The organism is Pyruvatibacter mobilis (assembly GCF_012848855.1).
Lineage (GTDB): Bacteria > Pseudomonadota > Alphaproteobacteria > CGMCC-115125 > CGMCC-115125 > Pyruvatibacter > Pyruvatibacter mobilis.
The window spans coordinates 2,689,193-2,706,470 of the sequence record NZ_CP051630.1; the positions used below are offsets into that span (position 1 = coordinate 2,689,193).

Genomic DNA, 17,278 nt, shown 5'->3' on the forward strand with positions numbered 1-17,278 from the left:
TGACACGGATCAGGGCCGCCGGGTTTTCCCGGCGGCCCTTTTCTTTGCGCCGGTTCCAGTGCGTCGGCAGCGCGCGCAATTTGGAACGAATTTTAAGGTTTACCGGGACTTTACGGGTTCGCCCGCCTAATGGCGGCACGTTCCAATCCGGAGTTGCGTCCCCGATGCCCGTGCTCGCCGAGCTGCCTGACTATTCCCCGCTGCAATGGGCCGTTATCAGCCTGTTTCCGGCTGCCATGCTGGCTTCAGCGCTGTGGGATGCCGCTGCCATGCGCATTCCCAACTGGCTCACCGGCGGTCTTGCCCTTGCCTTTCCCATTGCGGCCGCCGGCACTGCGCTGCCGCTGGAAACCGTTGGCTGGCATCTGCTAACCGGTCTCGGGGCCCTGGCTGTCGTGATGGCGCTTTTCGCGACTGGCTGGATCGGCGGCGGCGACGCCAAGCTGTTTGCCGCCACGGCCCTTTGGCTCGGTCACGAGGGCATCCTCGCCTACACGCTGGTGACCACCATGCTGGGGGGTGGCCTCACCTTGCTGCTGATTTCCTTCCGCGGGATGCCGCTGCCACAGGCACTGATCGGCCAGGAGTGGATCCTGCGGCTGCACGACCCCCGCGAAGGCGTGCCCTACGGCCTCGCTCTTGCGGCAGGCGGCCTGCTCGTCTTCGCCCAGAGCCTGTGGCTGGGGTGAGCGCAAAGACCAAGCTTCGCAGCGGACCAATACGGTTAACTGCGAATTGACGAATTGCCGGTTTGATACCGGCCAGAGTGCCGATCCGGACCCTTCTTTCCCCGGGCGGCCAACCGAGTTTCTTGCAGAGGCCAAGGCATATGTCCGTCGCCCGCATCGCTGTTCTGATCGTCGCCGTGCTGGCCGCTGCCGCTGCGGCCTGGCTCGCGTCGAGTTTCGTAAGCCAGCCCGTGCAACAGGCCGCACCAGCCGAACCGCAGATCGTCACTGACGAAGTGCTGGTCGCGTCTCGCGACCTGGAGATCGGCGCCAAGATCACCCCGGGGGACCTGCGCTGGCAGGTGTGGCCGACCGAAGCACTGGCCTCCGGCTATGTGGTGCGCAAGCAGATGCCTGACGCCATGACCGGCATGCAGGGCGCGCTCGTGCGCGCCACCGTGCGCCGCGGCGAGCCGGTGACCAATACCAAGATTATCAACGCGGAAGCTGCCGGCTTCATGGCGGCGCGCCTTGCCGCCGGCATGCGCGCGGTCTCCGTCGCAATATCACCTGAAACGGGCGCTGGCGGCTTTATCCTGCCAGGCGACAGGGTGGACGTGATCGTGACGCGCGAAGAGCGCAGCGATACCGGTGGCAACTCAAAGGTCTTCAGCGACACCGTGCTTGCCAATGTGCGCGTGCTCGCCATCGATCAGACTTTCGGCCAGTCCGAAGATGGGTCAGGCGAGAAGATCGCCATCGGCAAGACTGCCACCCTTGAGCTTACTCCTGCCCAGGCGGAAACGCTGGCGCGCTCGCAGGCGCTCGGCGACATCTGGCTTTCCCTTCGCAGCATCGCGGATTCCTCCGCAGGCGGACCGGTGGATACGGGTGCGCTTGCCGCCGCCGGCAACCGCCGCAATTCCGGTGGCGCGGTCACGGTCGTGCGCTATGGCGTGACGTCCGTCGAGCAGCCGAGGAGCGGCCGATGAGCAGGCTGGGCAACCATATGAACCGCGCCACGACGACGCCGCAGTTCCTGTGCCAGGCCGTGCTTGCCGCTGGCCTCGCCTTTGTTCTTAGCGCCGCTCCGGCTGCGGCACCTACCAGCGCCGCGCAATTGCTAGGCGGCGAGGAAGGCACTCCCGTCGTGCGGGTCGATCCGGGTGGCGAAGGGGCCAACAGCCAGGTCATGACCCTCGGCCTTAACAAGGCCGCTGTGGTGGAACTGCCGGTCGATGCATCGGACGTGCTGATCTCCAACCCGGAGATTGCCGACGCGATCGTGCGCAGTGCCCGCCGCACCTATCTGCTGGGTATGGAGGTCGGCGAAACCAATGCGTTCTTCTTCGACCAGGCGGGCCGCCAGGTTCTGAACCTCGAGATCCGCGTTGAGCGCGACATCGACTCGCTGCTGGGCGTGCTGGGCCGTCATCTGCCCTCCTCCCGCATTGACGTGGAAGCGATAAACGAGAACATCATGCTGACCGGCATCGTTCCCAACGCAGCAGCCTCCAGCAAGGCACGCGACATAGCCGCCCGCTTTGTGGGCGACCCGGAAAAGGTGCTGAACATGCTGGCGATCGAGGGCAAGGAGCAGGTGCTGCTCAAGGTCACCATCGCCGAGATGCAGCGGTCGCTTATCAAGCAGCTCGGCATCGACCTGTCGGCCATCACCTCCATTGGTGACCTGGCGCTGCGCCTCAACACCGCCAACAATTTCTCGCTGCAGGGCCAGTCCCTCGGCGGTCTCAACACCACGCCGCGCAATTTCGGCGTCGGCGGGTCGGACCTGATCGACGGTGCCGTGGCAGCGCTTGAGCGCAACGGACTGCTGCGTACCCTTGCCGAGCCCACGCTGACCGCCATCTCCGGTGAGAGCGCCAACTTCCTTGTGGGTGGCGAGTTCCCGGTGCCGTCCGACCGCGACCGCAACGGCAATGTGCGCATCGAGTTCAAGCCCTTCGGTGTGGGCCTCGCCTTCACGCCGGTGGTGCTGTCCGATGGTCGCATCAGCATGAAGATCTCCACCGAAGTCAGCGAGCTGTCCTCTGAAGGTGCTTTCGTGTCGCAGGGTGGCACTGCGACGGATACTGAAGGCAACGTGGTGCAGATCAACGGCATCACCATTCCGGCCCTGCGCGTCCGGCGTGCGGAAACTGCCGTCGAGCTGCCGTCCGGCGGATCGCTGGCCCTGGCCGGTCTGCTCCAGGAAAGCACGCGTCAGAACATCGACGGCGTGCCCGGCGCGAAGGACATCCCCATTCTCGGCTCCCTGTTCCGGTCGCGTGACTACCTCAACGCGGAAACGGAACTGGTGGTCATCGTCACGCCTTACCTGGTGGACCCCAAGAACGAGAGCGATTTCGTTCTGCCTACGGATGACCAGGTGCCGGCCAGCGATATCGACACCATTCTCATGGGCCGCCTCAATGGCACCTATGGGGCCAACGCCTCGGACGTGAAGAAACAGCTTCAGGGTCCGGTCGGCTTTGTTCTGGAGTAGCGCCATGGGACTGAAGACGCTTTTTCCGCTTTCCCTGGCCGTGGCAGCGGCGCTGTCCGTTTCGGCCTGCGCAAATCTCGGGCAGAACGGCCCGACGGAATCCTACAAGGCCCAGCGCGAACACCCCATCACGGTGGATGAGCAGGCGGCGACGCTGATGATCCATGTGGCGCCGGATTCCGTGTCGCTGATGGATGAGGATATCGCCCGCATCGATCACTTCGCGGCGCGCTACAAGGCGCGCGGCAATGGGCCGATGGTGCTGTCCATTCCGGATGGCGCGCCCAATCGCGGCGCTGTGTCCCGTGCGGTTGCCGAGGTCGAGACCCGGCTTGATTCCCATGCGGTCGGCCCCAACAGGCTGCGCCTGAGCCATTACCGCGCCTCCGGGTCCGCCCACACAGCGCCTCTCATCCTGTCCTTCACCCAGTATGTCGCCACGCCGTCGCCCTGCGGCAACTGGTCCGAGGATTACGCCTTCAACCCGCGCAACACGGCCTCGCCCAATTTCGGCTGCGCCAGCCGCAACAACCTTGCGGTGATGGTCGCTGATCCGGGCGATCTCGTGGCCCCGCGCGGCGAGGACCCTGCTGATGTACAGCGCCGCGAGACCATTCTCGAGCGCTACCGCCAGGGCGAAACCACACAGACCGAGCGCGCGGAGGAAGAATCCAGCGCGATCAGTCAGGTCAACCAGAACTGAGCCTAAAGCCGATGAGCGAAGCCCATCATATCGATCCGCAGATGCCGCCTTTTCCGGATGCCGCCTCGCCCTTCGAGGCTGCGCCGCAAATGGCCGCAGCGCCTGCCGCACAGCCGGCACCGGGAGACAACCCGGTGATCCGTCCGGTGCCGCGCATCACCATTCAGGCCTTCTGCGAAACCCCGGAAGTCGGCGTGGCGCTGCAGCGTTCCGCGCAGGACCGCCGCCTCGCCAAGGCTCACCTCACCGTGCATATGGGCGGCATCGGTGCTGCCGTGTCCCATTACTCGGATACGCCGACGCCCGGCCTTATCATCGTTGAGAGCCGCCTTGCGGGCGTGCAGATGCTGGCGTCCCTAGACAGCCTTGCCGAGGTCTGCGACGCGGGCACGCGCATCGTCGTCATCGGCCATTCCAACGACATCACGCTGTACCGGGAGCTGATCCGCAAGGGCGTGAACGATTATCTCGTGGCACCGTTCAACCCGGTCCAGGTGGTGGAGAGCATCTCTAACCTCTATGCGGACCCGGAGGCTCCGCCCCTTGGCCGCTCCATCGCCTTTGTCGGTGCGCGTGGCGGCGCAGGCTCCAGCACCATCGCCCACAATGCGGGCTGGTGCATTTCGGAATATATGAACGAGGACGTGACTGTCGTTGACCTTGACCTGCCCTTCGGCACCGGCGGTCTCGACTTTAACCAGGACCCGGCCCAGGGCGTGGCTGACGCGCTATATGCGCCCGAGCGCCTGGATGATGTGCTGCTCGAACGCCTGCTCGTGCGGTGTACGGAGCATCTCAGCCTGTTCGCGGCTCCGGCAACGCTCGACCGCGACTACATGATCGATGAGGAAACCTTCGAGCTGGTGCTCGACGTGGTCCGTCATTCGGTGCCCTGTGTGGTGCTGGACCTGCCGCATATGTGGACGCCGTGGACCCGCAAGCTGCTGCTTGAGTCCGACGAGATTGTCGTCACCGCGACACCGGACCTTGCGAGCCTGCGCAACACCAAGAACCTGCTGGATACGCTGAAAGCCGCACGCCCCAATGATGCCGAGCCGCATCTGGTGCTCAATCAGGTGGGTGTGTCCAAGCGGCCGGAAATTCCCGTGCACGACTTCGCCGAAGCACTGGGTTGCGACCCGGCCCTCGTGCTGCCCTTTGATGCGGCGCTCTACGGTGAGGCCGCCAACAACGGACAGATGATTGAGGAAGTGGATGCCCGCAGCAAGACAGCGCAGGGCATGCGCCACCTTGCTTCTGTCGTGTCCGGCCGCCAGATGGCCGCAAGCGCCAAAGGTGCGCCGTCGATCCTGTCCCGGCTGCTTGGACGGAAGGGCTAGCGCATGTTCGGGCGGCGCGATAATGACGGGCCGCAGACACCGGGAACCCCACCACGGGCCCCGGCGCAGCCTGCTGCGCCCCCTCCGGCCCAGGCCCGTCCGGCACCACCGCCGGCCCCGGCTGCAAAGCCTGCCGCCCCCAAGCCCGCGGCACCCAAGCCCACAGCACCGGCTGATGCCGCACAAAAGCCCGCCGCCCAGCCGCGGCGACCGCAGGAACGCTCGGCGGACTACTACCGGGTCAAGACGACGATCTTCAACGCGCTGATCGACACGATCGATCTCACCCAGCTGGCGCAGCTTGATGCGGCAAGCGCGCGTGAGGAAATCCGCGACATCGTCAACGAGATCATCTCGATCAAGAGCGTTGTCATGTCGATCTCGGAGCAGGAAGAGCTGCTCCAGGACATCTGTAACGACGTGCTGGGCTACGGCCCCCTTGAGCCGCTTCTGGCGCGCGACGACATTGCCGACATCATGGTCAATGGCGCGGAGAACGTGTTTATCGAAGTGAGCGGCAAGACTCAGGCGACGGGCATCAAGTTCCGCGACAATTCGCAGCTGATGAACATCTGCCAGCGCATCGTCAGCCAGGTTGGCCGCCGTGTTGATGAAGCCAGCCCCATTTGTGACGCGCGCCTGCCCGACGGCAGCCGTGTCAACGTCATCGCTCCACCACTGGCCATTGACGGGCCCAGCCTCACCATCCGCAAGTTCAAGAAAGACAAGCTGCGGATGGACGACCTGGTGAAGTTCGGCTCCATCTCGCCGGAAGGCGCCAAGGTGCTAGGTATCATCGGCAAGTGCCGGTGCAATGTCCTCATCTCCGGCGGTACCGGTTCGGGCAAGACGACGCTGCTCAACACGATGACGGCATTCATCGAGGAAGACGAGCGCGTCATCACCTGTGAGGACGCCGCCGAACTGCAGCTGCAGCAGCCCCATGTGGTGCGTCTTGAAACGCGGCCAGCCAATCTTGAAGGTTCCGGCGAGATCACCATGCGCGATCTCGTGCGCAACTGTCTGCGCATGCGGCCCGAGCGCATCATCGTGGGTGAGGTGCGAGGCCCGGAGGCATTCGATCTCCTGCAGGCGATGAATACGGGCCATGACGGTTCGATGGGCACGCTGCACGCCAACAGCCCGCGCGAGGCCATGTCGCGCCTTGAGAGCATGATCACCATGGGCGGCTTCAAGCTGCCGTCGAAGACCATCCGCGAGATGATTTCTGGCTCGATTGACATCATCATCCAGGCTGCGCGCCTGCGCGACGGTTCCCGCCGCATCACCCACATCACCGAGGTGACCGGCATGGAAGGCGACGTCATCATCACACAGGATCTCTTCGTCTACGACATGGATGGCGAAGACGCCCAGGGCAACATTTCCGGCCAACACAAATCCACCGGCATCGCACGTCCCGCCTTCTGGGACCGGGCCCGCTATTACGGCCTAGAAGGCGAGCTGGCGCGCGCGCTGGAAGCGGCCGAGGCGTAAGGGGCGCAGCTCATGTTCGATGCCCAGATGGTTTTCATCGCCACCGTCTTTCTCGCCGTCCTCGGCGTGGGCGGCGCGGCCTATGCGCTGATCGTCCCCATGCTGTCGAAGCGCGAGCAATCCTCCAAGCGTATGACCGTTGCGACGGGTGGTACCAATGCACGCCGCCGCAGCGGGCGCGACAGCAGCGGCGGCGACGCCAATGCCCAGCGCCGCAAGCAGGTTCAGGACACGCTGAAGGAGCTCGACAAGGCCCAGGAGGCGCGCAAGCAGAGTGTCACCCTGCGCGTGAGGCTCGAACAGGCGGGGCTGGACGTCACGCCGCGCAATTTCCACATCGCATCCGCCATCGGCGGGCTTGCCGTTTTCAGCCTCATGTCACTGACCGGCCAGGCCATGCTGGTCGCCCTTTTGTCAGGCTTTGCGGCCGGCTTCGGTTTTCCGCGCTGGCTTCTGGCCTTTCTTCGCCGCCGGCGGCTCAAGCAGTTCATGGATGAATTTGCAAACGCTGTTGACGTGATCGTTCGTGGCCTGAAGGCCGGTCTGCCACTGCATGACTGCATCAATATCATCGCCAGCGAAGCCCAGGGGCCCGTGCGGGATGAATTCCGCCAGCTGGTGGAAGGCCAGAAGGTCGGCATTCCTATCGATCAAGGCCTGGAGAAGATGACCCACCGGGTGCCGCTGTCGGACCTGCGCTTCTTCCACATCGTGATTTCGATCCAGCAGAAGACCGGCGGCAACCTGTCCGAAGCCCTGTCGAACCTCTCCAAGGTGCTGCGCGACCGCAAGACCCTGAAGGGCAAGATCGCCGCCATGAGCCAGGAAGCGAAATCGTCGGCCGCCATCATTGGTGTGCTGCCGCCGGGCGTGATGGGCCTCATCTATCTGACGACCCCGGACTATATCGGCCTGCTGTTCAGCGAACGCATGGGCCAGGCGCTGCTCGTGGGCGGCGCGTTGTGGATGCTGTGTGGCGTCCTCGTGATGAAGAAGATGGTGAGCTTCGACTACTAGGCCACCAGCCAGCCAAGGAATTCAGCCGCCATGTTCATGGCATTCGTCGATACGGTGACAGATCCGCAGGTGATGACCATGCTGCTTGCAGCAGGCGCCGCCTTTGCGACCATCATCACCCTCGGCCTGCCCTACATGCAGCAGGATTCCCTTTCCACCCGCATGAAGCATGTGGCGACAGAGCGCGAAGCCCTGCGCGCCAAGATGCGCGCCGAGCTCGACAGCCGCGAGGCTACCAAGCGCGGCAGCCTGCGCGCCCAACCCAAGGGCTATGCCAAGAAGCTGGTGGACCGGCTTAACCTGCGCACCATGCTGGAAGACGAAGATCTTCAGCTGAAGATGAAGATGGCGGGCTTCCGCGGCCCCGGGCCCATCTACACCTTCCTCTTTTTCCGCATCGCCATGCCGCCGATCGTGTTCGTGGTGGCGCTGATCTATATCTTCTTCGTGCTCAACCTGTCCTACGGGCCGCTGGGCAAGCTGGCGCTGGCGGGCGGTGCGGGTGTGATCGGCTTCTACCTGCCCAACATCTTCGTGCAAAACCTCATTGCTCGGCGTCAGCAGGCCATTCAGCTTGCTTTCCCGGACGCGCTGGACCTGTTGCTGATCTGTGTTGAATCCGGCATGTCGGTTGAGGCTGCCTTCAACAAGGTGGCCGCGGAGATCGGGTCCCAGTCAGTGGAACTCGCTGAAGAACTGGCGCTGACAACGGCTGAATTGTCCTATCTCCAGGACCGGCGCCTTGCCTATGAAAATCTCGGCAAGCGTACGGGGCTGCCCGGTGTGAAGGCCGTCACGACCAGCCTCATCCAGGCTGAGCGTTACGGTACGCCGCTCGGCAATGCCTTGCGCGTGATGGCGAATGAGAACCGCGAGATCCGCATGCAGGCCGCCGAAAAGAAAGCCGCAGCGCTGCCGCCCAAGCTCACCGTGCCGATGATCGTGTTCTTCCTGCCAGTGCTGTTCGTGGTGATCCTGGGTCCTGCCGCGATCCGCTTCATGCAGAACTAGCCGACAAGGTATGCGCCCCAAACACCGCACATGAAAAACCCGCCGGGCCGGATGGCTGGCGGGTCTTTCATTTCGTGATGGCGGCCGCAGGGCGCTACTCGATCATCACCGGGTTGTTGTCGGCGTTTGCCTCGCGCGCCCACAGGGCCGGCTGGGTGACGATCGCGCGCAGCTCCTCGAGGTTGCCGTCCACGGCGGCGGGCACCTTGTTGGCACGGGCCAGGCGCTCCGCATCTGTCGTGTCACCACGCAGGCCAAGCACGAGAGCCAAGTTCTGGCGCATCTTGGCGCTGGCCTTGTTGGTTTCCATGGCCTCGCGCAGCGCCAGCTCCGCGTCTTCCAGATGACCGGTCAACGCATAGGAGAGACCAAGATTGTTCCACGGGGCCGGTTCGCCCGGGCCTGCCGCGATCGCGCGGCGATAGGCTGCGCGGGCTTCCTCGTGGCGGGCCAGCTGGTCCAGTGCCACGCCGAGAGCTGTGAGGGTGCGCCAATTGCCGCCGTCCTGTGCGATGGCGGCCTCAAGCAACGGCAGGGCTTCTTCCGCGCGGCCGGCGGCTGTCAACGTCTTGCCATGCTCGGCCATGAGGCGGGGATCGTCGGGGCTCAGGGACTGGGCCCGGCGCAGCACGCCGAGGGCTGCGTCCACTGAACCGATGGAGCGGAGCGCTGCGGCATATTCAGCGGCAGCTTCCGCGTTGCGCGGATCCTGCTCATAGAGCCCGCCCCAATAGGCGGCCTTGGCGACCACATTGCCGTTGATTTCAGATAGGACGTCAGCCTCGCTCAGGCGCTCTCCTAGTGCCTGGCCTTGCGGACCCTGGGCACTCGACCCTGTGGTCTGGCACCCGGCCACAAAACCAGCAGCAAGGCAGAACAGGACCGCCTGCGCCGGGCGGCGCAGCGGCAGCATCTGGGAACGGGAACGCAGTTTCACGTCAGGGTCTCTTCACGGCCGGCACCGGGCAGCGCAAGGCGCAGCGGTGCTGATTGTCCTGACGTGATGGTGTCAGGGAGCCCTCAAGAAACCATTAATCATGCGCCGCCATTTGCGCGCGCGCCTCAAGCACCCATTGACGCATTTCCGGCATCGAGGTCACCGTTTCCATATAGGCGCGGGCGACGCCGTCCCGGTCACCCAGGGCCACAAGGTCCGGCGCATAGGTGGCAAAGCGCGACACCACGGGCGCATACATGGCATCCGCTATGGAGAAGGCGCCGAGCAGGAAAGGCCCACCCTGCCCCTCTCCCGCCTGTTCGCCAAACCGGCCGCGGGCTTCGGCCCACAGGGCGATGATACGGCTGATGTCCGCTGCCACCGCATCATTCATGCCCTCGCCGGGCCGGTGATGGATGCAGTCCATCGGCATGTCGCGGCGCAGGGCCTGGAAGCCCGCATGCATTTCAGCGGCGATGGCCCGGCCATGGGCGCGGGCCTGAGCGTCCTCCGGCCACAGCCGCGCCGCGGGCAGGCGGTCCGCCAGGGTTTCGAGGATGGCGAGTGAATCCCAGATCGTTTCCTCACCCCATTTGAGCACCGGCACCTTGCCCGACGGCGAATGGGCCAGACACTGGGCACGGGTCTCGGCATCCTGGCGCAGGGTCACATGCGCTTCCTCGAAGGCCAGTCCCGCCCTTTTCATGGCAAGCCACGGCCTGAGGCTCCAGGACGACCAGTTCTTGTTGCCGATGACAAGGGTGAGCGGCGGCGTCTGCATGACAGGCTCCCGGGTGCACGTTGCAGCAATGGACCATGTTCCATTTGCCCCTGAGACCGTGCCATATAGCAGGTCACTCCGCCACAAGCTCCGGTCCCGACCATGCTCGATGTTTTTGCCGAATCCGGCCCGTCCATTCCCGTTACCTGCCTCGACGACGAAGCCCTCGATAGCTGGCTCGCCGGTGCGCCCGCGCAGCAAGCGGGCTTTGTCAGTGCGCAGGGCTTCAAGGCGAAAGCCGGTCAGGCGGTGACGCTCGTTTCCGCCGATGGCGAGATCGAGCGCGTGCTCTTCGGTCTCGGCGACGGCAGGGATGCGTTCGTGCACGGCGCGCTCGCCGCGCGGTTGCAGCCGGGCCTCTATCACTTTGAGCCGGCACCTGCGGATCATGCGCAGGCACTGCTCGGCTTTGCCCTGGGGACCTACAGTTTTGACCGCTACAAGGCGTCCGCCGGCACTGCGGAAGATGCGCCCAAGGTACGCATGGTCGTGCCTGACGGCATTGACTGCGCTGAAGTCTCCCGCATCGCGCGCGGCATTTTCCTGGCCCGCGATCTCATCAATACCCCGGCTTCCGACATGGGTCCGGCGGAGCTCGAGGCCGAGGCCGAGAAGCTCCATCACCGCTTCGATGCGAAACTCAGCGTCATCCGCGGCGATGATCTACTGCGCGACAATTACCCCATGGTGCATGCAGTCGGCCGCGCAAGCGACCGCGCGCCGCGGCTGATCGACCTCACCTGGGGCCGGGCGGATGCGCCCAAGATCACCCTGGTGGGCAAGGGCGTCTGCTTCGATACGGGCGGCCTCAACCTCAAGCCCGGCAATTTCATGGGGCTGATGAAAAAGGATATGGGCGGTGCTGCCACCGCCATAGCGCTGGCGCAGATGATCATGGACCGGGGGCTTGATGTGCGCCTGCGCCTGCTCGTCGCTGCCGTCGAGAACTCCGTGTCCGGCAATGCCTTCCGTCCGGGTGACGTGCTGGCCAGCCGCAAGGGTCTGTCGGTCGAAATCTCAAACACCGATGCTGAGGGCCGCCTGGTGCTGGGGGATGCCCTTGCTGAAGCTGACACGGAGAGCCCGGACCTTCTGGTGGACTTCGCCACGCTGACGGGTGCCGCCCGCGTGGCGCTGGGCCCTGACCTTCCGCCCTTCTTCACCCGCAACGACGCGCTTGCCCAAGAGATCAGCGCAGCGGCCGAAACCACCCATGACCCGCTGTGGCAGCTGCCCCTGTGGGACGGCTATGAGAGCATGCTCGACAGCAAGGTGGCGGACATCAACCATGCACCGGAGAGTTCCTTCGCCGGCTCCATCACCGCAGCCCTGTTCCTCAACCGCTTCGTGACGCAGACCGACGCCTATGTGCATTTCGACGTCTATGGCTGGACGCCCAAGCCCAAGCCGGGACGGCCTGTCGGCGGTGAGTTGCAGGCGGCGCGCGCGATTTATCACCTGCTGTGCGCCCGCTACGGCTGAGCTGGACGCGCGGTCAGATACCATGCGTGAGCTGACAAAATTGTCGGCACTTATCAGCCTCGTGAATGTTTTTCATTTCGCAGGCGGTTGCAGCACGCGCCCCTCCACCGCTACCATTAACCATAGAGGGACGTCCCGTGAGAGCCTGTGGGGGGCCTTGTGACGGACGGCTTTGGGGGGTGGCGCAATGGAACTCAAATCCGTTGAGGCATTGAAGCTCTGGCACAATGTTGTCGCGGATACGGTGCGGGATGACGGGCCGGACCTGTCGTCCCGGCAGATGGCCATCCTGCTCACCGTTTATCTGTCGCCTCCGCCCCACACCGTGCGTGGCCTTGCTGAAAAGCTGAACATCTCAAAGCCCGCCATCACCCGCGCGTTGGACGCCATGGGCCGCATGGATCTGCTAAAGCGCAAGCGCGATGAGACGGATCGACGTAACGTGCTCGTTCAGCGAACGGTAAAGGGCTCGGTCTATCTTTCCGAGTTCGCGGAACTGATTGCCAAGCATGCCAGGGACATCTGATGCCCACCCCATCATTTCTCGATACGCGCCTCAATGCGGTGCGGCCGGATCTTGCCGACCGCGCTCTTGAAGGCCGCGTTGAGGCACCCCGCTTCGTGGAAGGTACACCGGCGCATGTGACAGTGCCCGTCACGGCCCTGCGCCGCCGGCCCGCTGCCGATGCCCCCCGGGACACCGAACTGCTGCTGGGGGAAACGGTGACAGTTTTTGACCGGGCCGAAGGTTTTGCCTGGGTGCAAGCCCGGCGTGACGGCTATGTCGGTTATGTCGCGGCGCGTGACATCGCCGAGGGTGCACCTGCGCCTACCCATGCGGTTTCTGCCGTCCGCAGCTTCATCTACCGGGCCGCGGACATCAAATCACCGGTGACAGGCTGGGTTTCCCTCAACAGCCCGGTGGTGATTTCCGGGACGGAAGACCGGTTCAGCCGTCTTGCCGGGGGCGGCTACATGGTGAGCCAGCATTTGCGCGGGGTAGCCGACAGGGAAGATGACTTCGTGGCCGTGGCGGAAGGGTTTCTGGAGACACCCTATCTGTGGGGCGGCCGGTCGAGCCTCGGCCTTGATTGCTCAGGCCTTGTCCAGAATGCGCTTCATGCGGCGGGCTTTGCCTGCCCGCGTGACACCGACATGCAGGAAGCAGCCTTGGGCGAAACCCTGCCGGACGGCGCGCCCTTTGCGCGCGGGGATCTTGTGTTCTGGAAAGGTCATGTGGGGATCATGCTGGATGGCGACACGCTGCTTCACGCAAACGCCACCTACATGAAGATTGTTGCAGAACCCGTGGCACCCGCCATTGCCCGCATCGCGGAGACGGACGGGCCGGTCACATCCGTGCGCCGGATGCCGGGCCTGCGGGCACCCTAGCTCGCCACCACGCCTTCAGGTGCAGCTTCAAGATCGAAGGCTGCGGCCATCAGGGCCTTTGTATACTCCGTCTGCGGATGATCAAAGATCTGGTCCGCCGCACCTTGTTCCACAACCTTGCCATTGCGCATGACGATGACTTCGTCAGCGAGGGCGCGCACGACTTTCAGGTCGTGGCTGATAAACAGATAGGCCAGGTCGTGGCGCTGCTGCAGGTCGCGCAGTAGATCAACGATCTGCGCCTGCACGGACATGTCCAGCGCGCTTGTCGGCTCGTCCAGCACCACGAAATCCGGCTTCAGCGCCATGGCGCGAGCAATGGCGATGCGCTGGCGCTGGCCACCGGAGAATTCATGCGGATACCGGTCCATGGTGGCGGGATCGAGCCCCACTTCCGTCAGTGCTTCAGCCACGCGCTGGCGGCGGGCGTCATAGCCGAGGCCCGAGCCATGCACCAGCAGCCCTTCTTCCACGATTTGCGCCACCGACAGGCGCGGGCTGAGGGAACCGAACGGGTCCTGGAAGACGATCTGCATGTCCGCGCGGCGGGCCCGCAGCTTCGACCAGCTTTCATCCTCGATGTGCTGACCCATGAAGACGATGGGTCCGTCGCTTTCGATCAGCCGCAGCAGGCCAAGCCCCAGAGTCGTCTTGCCGGACCCGGATTCACCCACCACGCCGACCGTGTGCCCGCGCCTCACTGACAGCGAGATACCATCCACCGCCTTCACGTGGTCCACGGTGCGTTTCAGCACCCCCTTCTTGATCGGGAACCATACCTTGAGATCGTCGGTCTTCATGATCTCCGGCGCATCCGGCCGGGCTGCCAGCGGCTTGCCCTTGGGTTCGCTGCTCAGGAGGTGGCGGGTGTAGTCATGCTGCGGGTCCGCAAACAGGCGTTGCGTCTCGCCGGTCTCGACGATATGGCCATGCTTCATGACGCAAACCCGGTCGGCCATCTTGCGGACGATACCGAGGTCATGGGTGATGAGCAGCATGGCCATGCCCATCTCCTTCTGGAGCCCCTTGAGCAGTTTCAGGATCTGCGCCTGCACGGTCACGTCCAGGGCCGTGGTCGGTTCATCGGCGATGAGCAGGCGCGGCTCGTTGGCGAGCGCCATGGCGATCATCACGCGCTGGCGCTGGCCGCCGGACAATTCGTGCGGGTAGGCACCAAGGCGCTTCTCGGCGTTCTGGAGGCCGACCTTGTTGAGCAGTTCCAGCACCCGCTTACGGGCGGCTTCGGCGCGGAGGCCCCGATGGACAGCCAGCACTTCGCCCACCTGCCGCTCGATGGTGTGCAGCGGATTGAGCGATGTCATCGGCTCCTGGAAGATCATCGAGATCTCGTTGCCGCGAATGCCCATCAACGTGCGTTCATCCGCGCCCACGACATTCTTGCCGCGATAGCGGATGGTGCCCGACGGATGCGATGCTGCCGGATAGGGCAGGAGCTGCATCAGTGACAGGGCGGAGACGGATTTGCCTGATCCGGATTCCCCCACCAGCGCCAGCGTCTCGCCTTCGCTGATGTGGAACGACACTCTGTCCACGGCGAGCGTCTGGCTGCCGTCCTGGGTGAAGGCGACCGAGAGGTCTTCGACGTCGACCAGCTTGTCGCCCCTGCGGGACGTGTCCTGGCTCATCGCAGCGTCTTTCTCGGGTCGAAGGCATCCCGCACCGCCTCGCCGACGAACACCAGCAGGCTCAGCATGGTGGCAATGACGATGAAGCCGGTGAAGCCCAGCCACGGCGCCTGGAGGTTGTTCTTGCCCTGCGCCAGCAATTCACCGAGGGAGGGTGAGCCGGGCGGCAGGCCGAAGCCCAGGAAGTCCAGCGCCGTCAGGGTGGTGATGGACGAATTGAGGATGAAGGGCAGGAAGGTAAGCGTGGCCACCATGGCATTGGGCAGCACGTGCTTGAACATGATGGTGATGTTGCGCAGGCCCAGCGCCTTGGCAGCGCTTACATATTCGAGATTGCGGCCGCGCAGGAACTCCGCGCGCACGACGCCCACGAGTGCCACCCAGGAGAACAGCAGCAATGTGCCGAGCAGGATCCAGAAGGTGGGCTCGATGACGGCGGCAATGATGATGATCAGGTAGAGCGCCGGGATCGACGTCCATATCTCGATCAGCCGCTGGAAGATGAGATCAGTCCAGCCGCCGAAATAGCCCTGCACCGCACCCGCCGCCACGCCGACGATGGACGAGAACACCGTGAGGATGAGCCCGAACAGGACCGAGATGCGGAAGCCGTAGATCACCCGCGCCACCACGTCACGGCCCTGGTCATCCGTCCCCAGCCAGTTTTCGGCGCTTGGGGGCGCGGGCGCGGGCACCGGCAGGTCCAGGTTGATGGTGTCGTAGCTGTAGCGGATCAGCGGCCAGATGATGATGCCGCCCTTGTCCTTGATCAGCTCCTGCACGAAGGGATCGCGGTAATCCGCTTCGGTCGCGAAGTCGCCGCCGAACTCGGTCTCCGGATAGGCGGTGAAGACGGGCATGTAGATGCCGCCCTCAAAGGTGACGAGCAGCGGCTTGTCGTTGGCGATGAACTCGGCGAACAGGCTTACGACAAACAGGGTGAAAAACACCCACATGGCCCAGTAGCCGCGCTTGTTGGCCTTGAAGTTGCGCCAGCGCCGCTGGTTGATGGGCGAGGTGCGCGCCTTGTTGAAGCGGCCGATCCATGTCGCTTCCCAGTTCACGCGGCCGAGCGCTGTTTTCTGCATCAGGGCGGTGAGCATGGCCTACCTCGCCTCGAAATCGATGCGCGGATCGACCAGCGTGTAGGTGATGTCCGACAGCAGCGTCACGATGAGGCCGATGAGGCCGAAGATGTAGAGCGTCGCGAACACCACCGCGTAATCGCGGTTGACGATGGATTCAAAGCCCAAGAGCCCGAGCCCGTCGAGGGAGAACACCGTCTCGATCAGTAGCGAGCCCGTGAAGAACGCACCAATGAAGGCACCGGGGAAGCCCGCGATGACGATGAGCATGGCGTTGCGGAAGACGTGCCCATACAGCACCTGCCGCTCGCCGAGGCCCTTGGCCCGGGCAGTGACCACGTAATGCTTGCGGATCTCGTCGAGGAAGGAATTCTTTGTCAGCAGTGTCGTGGTGGCGAAAGCTGAAATCACCAGCGACATCACCGGCAGGATGATGTGCCAGAGGTAGTCACCCACCTTGCCGAAGAAGGAAAGCTCGTCCCAATTATCGGAGGTCAGCCCACGCAGGGGGAAGAGGTCGAAATAACTGCCGCCGGCAAACAGCACGATCAGAAGCACCGCAAACAGGAAGCCCGGGATGGCATAGCCGACGATGATGACAGCCGATGTCCACACATCGAACGGCGTGCCGTCACGCACTGCCTTCATCACCCCGAGGGGAATGGAGATCGTGTAGGCGATAAGCATGGTCCACAGGCCGAGCGTGATTGACACCGGGAGTTTCTCGGCGATCAGATCGATCACCTTCACGTCGCGGAAATAGCTCTCGCCGAAATCAAAGCGGATGTAGTTCCACACCATGTCGGCAAAGCGCACATGGACGGGCTTGTCGAAGCCGAACTGGCGTTCGAGTTCGGCGATGAATTCAGGATCAAGCCCCTGCGCGCCGCGATACTTGGCCGTACCGCCGGTGTCGCCGCCGGCTGATTGCGCCCCTGCCCCCAGGTCCCCGCCGGGAGAGCCGCCGATGCGTGACGTGGCGGATACGTCATTGCCCTGCAACTGGGCGATGATGCGCTCGATCGGCCCGCCGGGGGCGAATTGGACGATGGCGAATGCCACCAGCAGGATACCGAGAATGGTCGGTATCATTAGCAGCAGGCGTCTGATGATATAGGCGGCCATCGGGCGGGTATCGGTCCCTGGGTCGAACGCTCAGGCGCTGTTGGGTCGGCAGGCAGGTCGGTCTGCGAATCGCAGTTTGCCCTATTTG

At 64.1% G+C, this 17,278-nt stretch carries 16 protein-coding genes; 11 read left to right on the forward strand and 5 right to left on the reverse strand.

Annotated features, from left to right (window positions below):
- Positions 1–164: 164 nt before the first annotated feature.
- The 8 genes from HG718_RS12450 (at position 165) to HG718_RS12485 (ending at position 8,742) form a co-directional block, all read left to right on the forward strand.
- A complete protein-coding gene (locus tag HG718_RS12450) occupies positions 165–689 on the forward strand; it encodes an A24 family peptidase (RefSeq protein WP_160586983.1) in 525 nt (174 codons plus the stop codon).
- A 140-nt stretch (positions 690–829) separates the two neighbouring features.
- A complete protein-coding gene (gene cpaB, locus HG718_RS12455) occupies positions 830–1,660 on the forward strand; it encodes a Flp pilus assembly protein CpaB (RefSeq protein WP_160586984.1) in 831 nt (276 codons plus the stop codon).
- On the forward strand, positions 1,657–3,174 hold the full coding sequence (locus tag HG718_RS12460; RefSeq protein WP_244617623.1) for a type II and III secretion system protein family protein: 1,518 nt from the start codon (positions 1,657–1,659) through the stop codon (positions 3,172–3,174). Before cpaB ends, HG718_RS12460 begins: the two co-directional genes overlap by 4 nt.
- A gap of 4 nt (positions 3,175–3,178) precedes the next feature.
- Positions 3,179–3,877 carry a CpaD family pilus assembly protein gene (locus HG718_RS12465; protein WP_160586985.1) on the forward strand — a complete coding sequence of 233 codons (699 nt, stop codon included), beginning with the start codon at positions 3,179–3,181 and terminating at the stop codon, positions 3,875–3,877.
- An 11-nt stretch (positions 3,878–3,888) separates the two neighbouring features.
- The gene (locus HG718_RS12470) at positions 3,889–5,217 is read left to right on the forward strand and encodes a CpaE/TadZ family protein (protein WP_244617624.1); all 1,329 of its coding nucleotides are present in this window, start codon (positions 3,889–3,891) and stop codon (positions 5,215–5,217) included.
- Positions 5,218–5,220: 3 nt separating this feature from the next.
- Positions 5,221–6,714, forward strand: a complete 1,494-nt coding sequence (locus HG718_RS12475) for a TadA family conjugal transfer-associated ATPase (protein ID WP_160586986.1) — start codon at positions 5,221–5,223, stop codon at positions 6,712–6,714.
- A gap of 12 nt (positions 6,715–6,726) precedes the next feature.
- Positions 6,727–7,731 (forward strand): type II secretion system F family protein, encoded by a 1,005-nt coding sequence (locus tag HG718_RS12480; RefSeq protein ID WP_160586987.1) that lies wholly within the window; start codon positions 6,727–6,729, stop codon positions 7,729–7,731.
- Positions 7,732–7,761: 30 nt separating this feature from the next.
- Positions 7,762–8,742, forward strand: coding sequence for a type II secretion system F family protein (locus HG718_RS12485; protein WP_160586988.1), 981 nt, complete (start codon positions 7,762–7,764; stop codon positions 8,740–8,742).
- Positions 8,743–8,836: 94 nt separating this feature from the next.
- Here HG718_RS12485 and HG718_RS12490 read toward each other — a convergent pair whose 3' ends face one another.
- Positions 8,837–9,679 (reverse strand): tetratricopeptide repeat protein, encoded by an 843-nt coding sequence (locus tag HG718_RS12490; RefSeq protein ID WP_160586989.1) that lies wholly within the window; start codon positions 9,677–9,679, stop codon positions 8,837–8,839.
- Between the two features lie 94 nt (positions 9,680–9,773).
- Positions 9,774–10,460 (reverse strand): glutathione S-transferase family protein, encoded by a 687-nt coding sequence (locus HG718_RS12495; RefSeq protein ID WP_160586990.1) that lies wholly within the window; start codon positions 10,458–10,460, stop codon positions 9,774–9,776.
- 102 nt (positions 10,461–10,562) lie between these two features.
- Between HG718_RS12495 and HG718_RS12500 the strand changes: the two genes are divergently transcribed.
- The 3 genes from HG718_RS12500 (at position 10,563) to HG718_RS12510 (ending at position 13,334) form a co-directional block, all read left to right on the forward strand.
- The gene (locus HG718_RS12500; protein WP_160586991.1) at positions 10,563–11,942 is read left to right on the forward strand and encodes a leucyl aminopeptidase family protein; all 1,380 of its coding nucleotides are present in this window, start codon (positions 10,563–10,565) and stop codon (positions 11,940–11,942) included.
- A gap of 187 nt (positions 11,943–12,129) precedes the next feature.
- Complete coding sequence (locus HG718_RS12505; RefSeq protein ID WP_027838395.1) at positions 12,130–12,468, forward strand: MarR family transcriptional regulator; 339 nt, start codon at positions 12,130–12,132, stop codon at positions 12,466–12,468.
- Positions 12,468–13,334: a C40 family peptidase gene (locus tag HG718_RS12510; RefSeq protein ID WP_160586992.1), complete on the forward strand. Its 867-nt coding sequence runs from the start codon at positions 12,468–12,470 to the stop codon at positions 13,332–13,334. Before HG718_RS12505 ends, HG718_RS12510 begins: the two co-directional genes overlap by 1 nt.
- Here HG718_RS12510 and HG718_RS12515 read toward each other — a convergent pair.
- The 3 genes from HG718_RS12515 to HG718_RS12525 are packed head-to-tail and all read right to left on the reverse strand — an operon-like array spanning position 13,331 to position 17,190.
- Positions 13,331–14,980: an ABC transporter ATP-binding protein gene (locus HG718_RS12515; protein WP_160586993.1), complete on the reverse strand. Its 1,650-nt coding sequence runs from the start codon at positions 14,978–14,980 to the stop codon at positions 13,331–13,333. The two genes, HG718_RS12510 and HG718_RS12515, sit on opposite strands and share 4 nt — an antisense overlap.
- Complete coding sequence (locus HG718_RS12520; protein WP_188658425.1) at positions 14,977–16,083, reverse strand: ABC transporter permease; 1,107 nt, start codon at positions 16,081–16,083, stop codon at positions 14,977–14,979. The genes HG718_RS12515 and HG718_RS12520 overlap by 4 nt, the downstream gene beginning before the upstream one ends.
- A gap of 3 nt (positions 16,084–16,086) precedes the next feature.
- Positions 16,087–17,190 carry a microcin C ABC transporter permease YejB gene (locus HG718_RS12525; RefSeq protein WP_160586994.1) on the reverse strand — a complete coding sequence of 368 codons (1,104 nt, stop codon included), beginning with the start codon at positions 17,188–17,190 and terminating at the stop codon, positions 16,087–16,089.
- Between the last annotated feature and the right edge of the window lie 88 nt (positions 17,191–17,278).

Excerpts from the sequence above, each read along its gene's own strand:
- HG718_RS12525 (WP_160586994.1), bottom strand. The coding sequence starts at position 17,190 with ATGGCCGCCTATATCATCAGACGCCTGCTGCTAATGATACCGACCATT.
- HG718_RS12495 (WP_160586990.1), bottom strand. The coding sequence starts at position 10,460 with ATGCAGACGCCGCCGCTCACCCTTGTCATCGGCAACAAGAACTGGTCG.
- HG718_RS12515 (WP_160586993.1), bottom strand. The coding sequence starts at position 14,980 with ATGAGCCAGGACACGTCCCGCAGGGGCGACAAGCTGGTCGACGTCGAA.
- HG718_RS12480 (WP_160586987.1), top strand. The coding sequence starts at position 6,727 with ATGTTCGATGCCCAGATGGTTTTCATCGCCACCGTCTTTCTCGCCGTC.
- HG718_RS12470 (WP_244617624.1), top strand. The coding sequence starts at position 3,889 with ATGAGCGAAGCCCATCATATCGATCCGCAGATGCCGCCTTTTCCGGAT.
- HG718_RS12510 (WP_160586992.1), top strand. The coding sequence starts at position 12,468 with ATGCCCACCCCATCATTTCTCGATACGCGCCTCAATGCGGTGCGGCCG.
- HG718_RS12460 (WP_244617623.1), top strand. The coding sequence starts at position 1,657 with ATGAGCAGGCTGGGCAACCATATGAACCGCGCCACGACGACGCCGCAG.
- HG718_RS12450 (WP_160586983.1), top strand. The coding sequence starts at position 165 with ATGCCCGTGCTCGCCGAGCTGCCTGACTATTCCCCGCTGCAATGGGCC.
- HG718_RS12520 (WP_188658425.1), bottom strand. The coding sequence starts at position 16,083 with ATGCTCACCGCCCTGATGCAGAAAACAGCGCTCGGCCGCGTGAACTGG.
- HG718_RS12475 (WP_160586986.1), top strand. The coding sequence starts at position 5,221 with ATGTTCGGGCGGCGCGATAATGACGGGCCGCAGACACCGGGAACCCCA.
- HG718_RS12500 (WP_160586991.1), top strand. The coding sequence starts at position 10,563 with ATGCTCGATGTTTTTGCCGAATCCGGCCCGTCCATTCCCGTTACCTGC.
- HG718_RS12505 (WP_027838395.1), top strand. The coding sequence starts at position 12,130 with ATGGAACTCAAATCCGTTGAGGCATTGAAGCTCTGGCACAATGTTGTC.
- HG718_RS12485 (WP_160586988.1), top strand. The coding sequence starts at position 7,762 with ATGTTCATGGCATTCGTCGATACGGTGACAGATCCGCAGGTGATGACC.
- HG718_RS12465 (WP_160586985.1), top strand. The coding sequence starts at position 3,179 with ATGGGACTGAAGACGCTTTTTCCGCTTTCCCTGGCCGTGGCAGCGGCG.
- cpaB (WP_160586984.1), top strand. The coding sequence starts at position 830 with ATGTCCGTCGCCCGCATCGCTGTTCTGATCGTCGCCGTGCTGGCCGCT.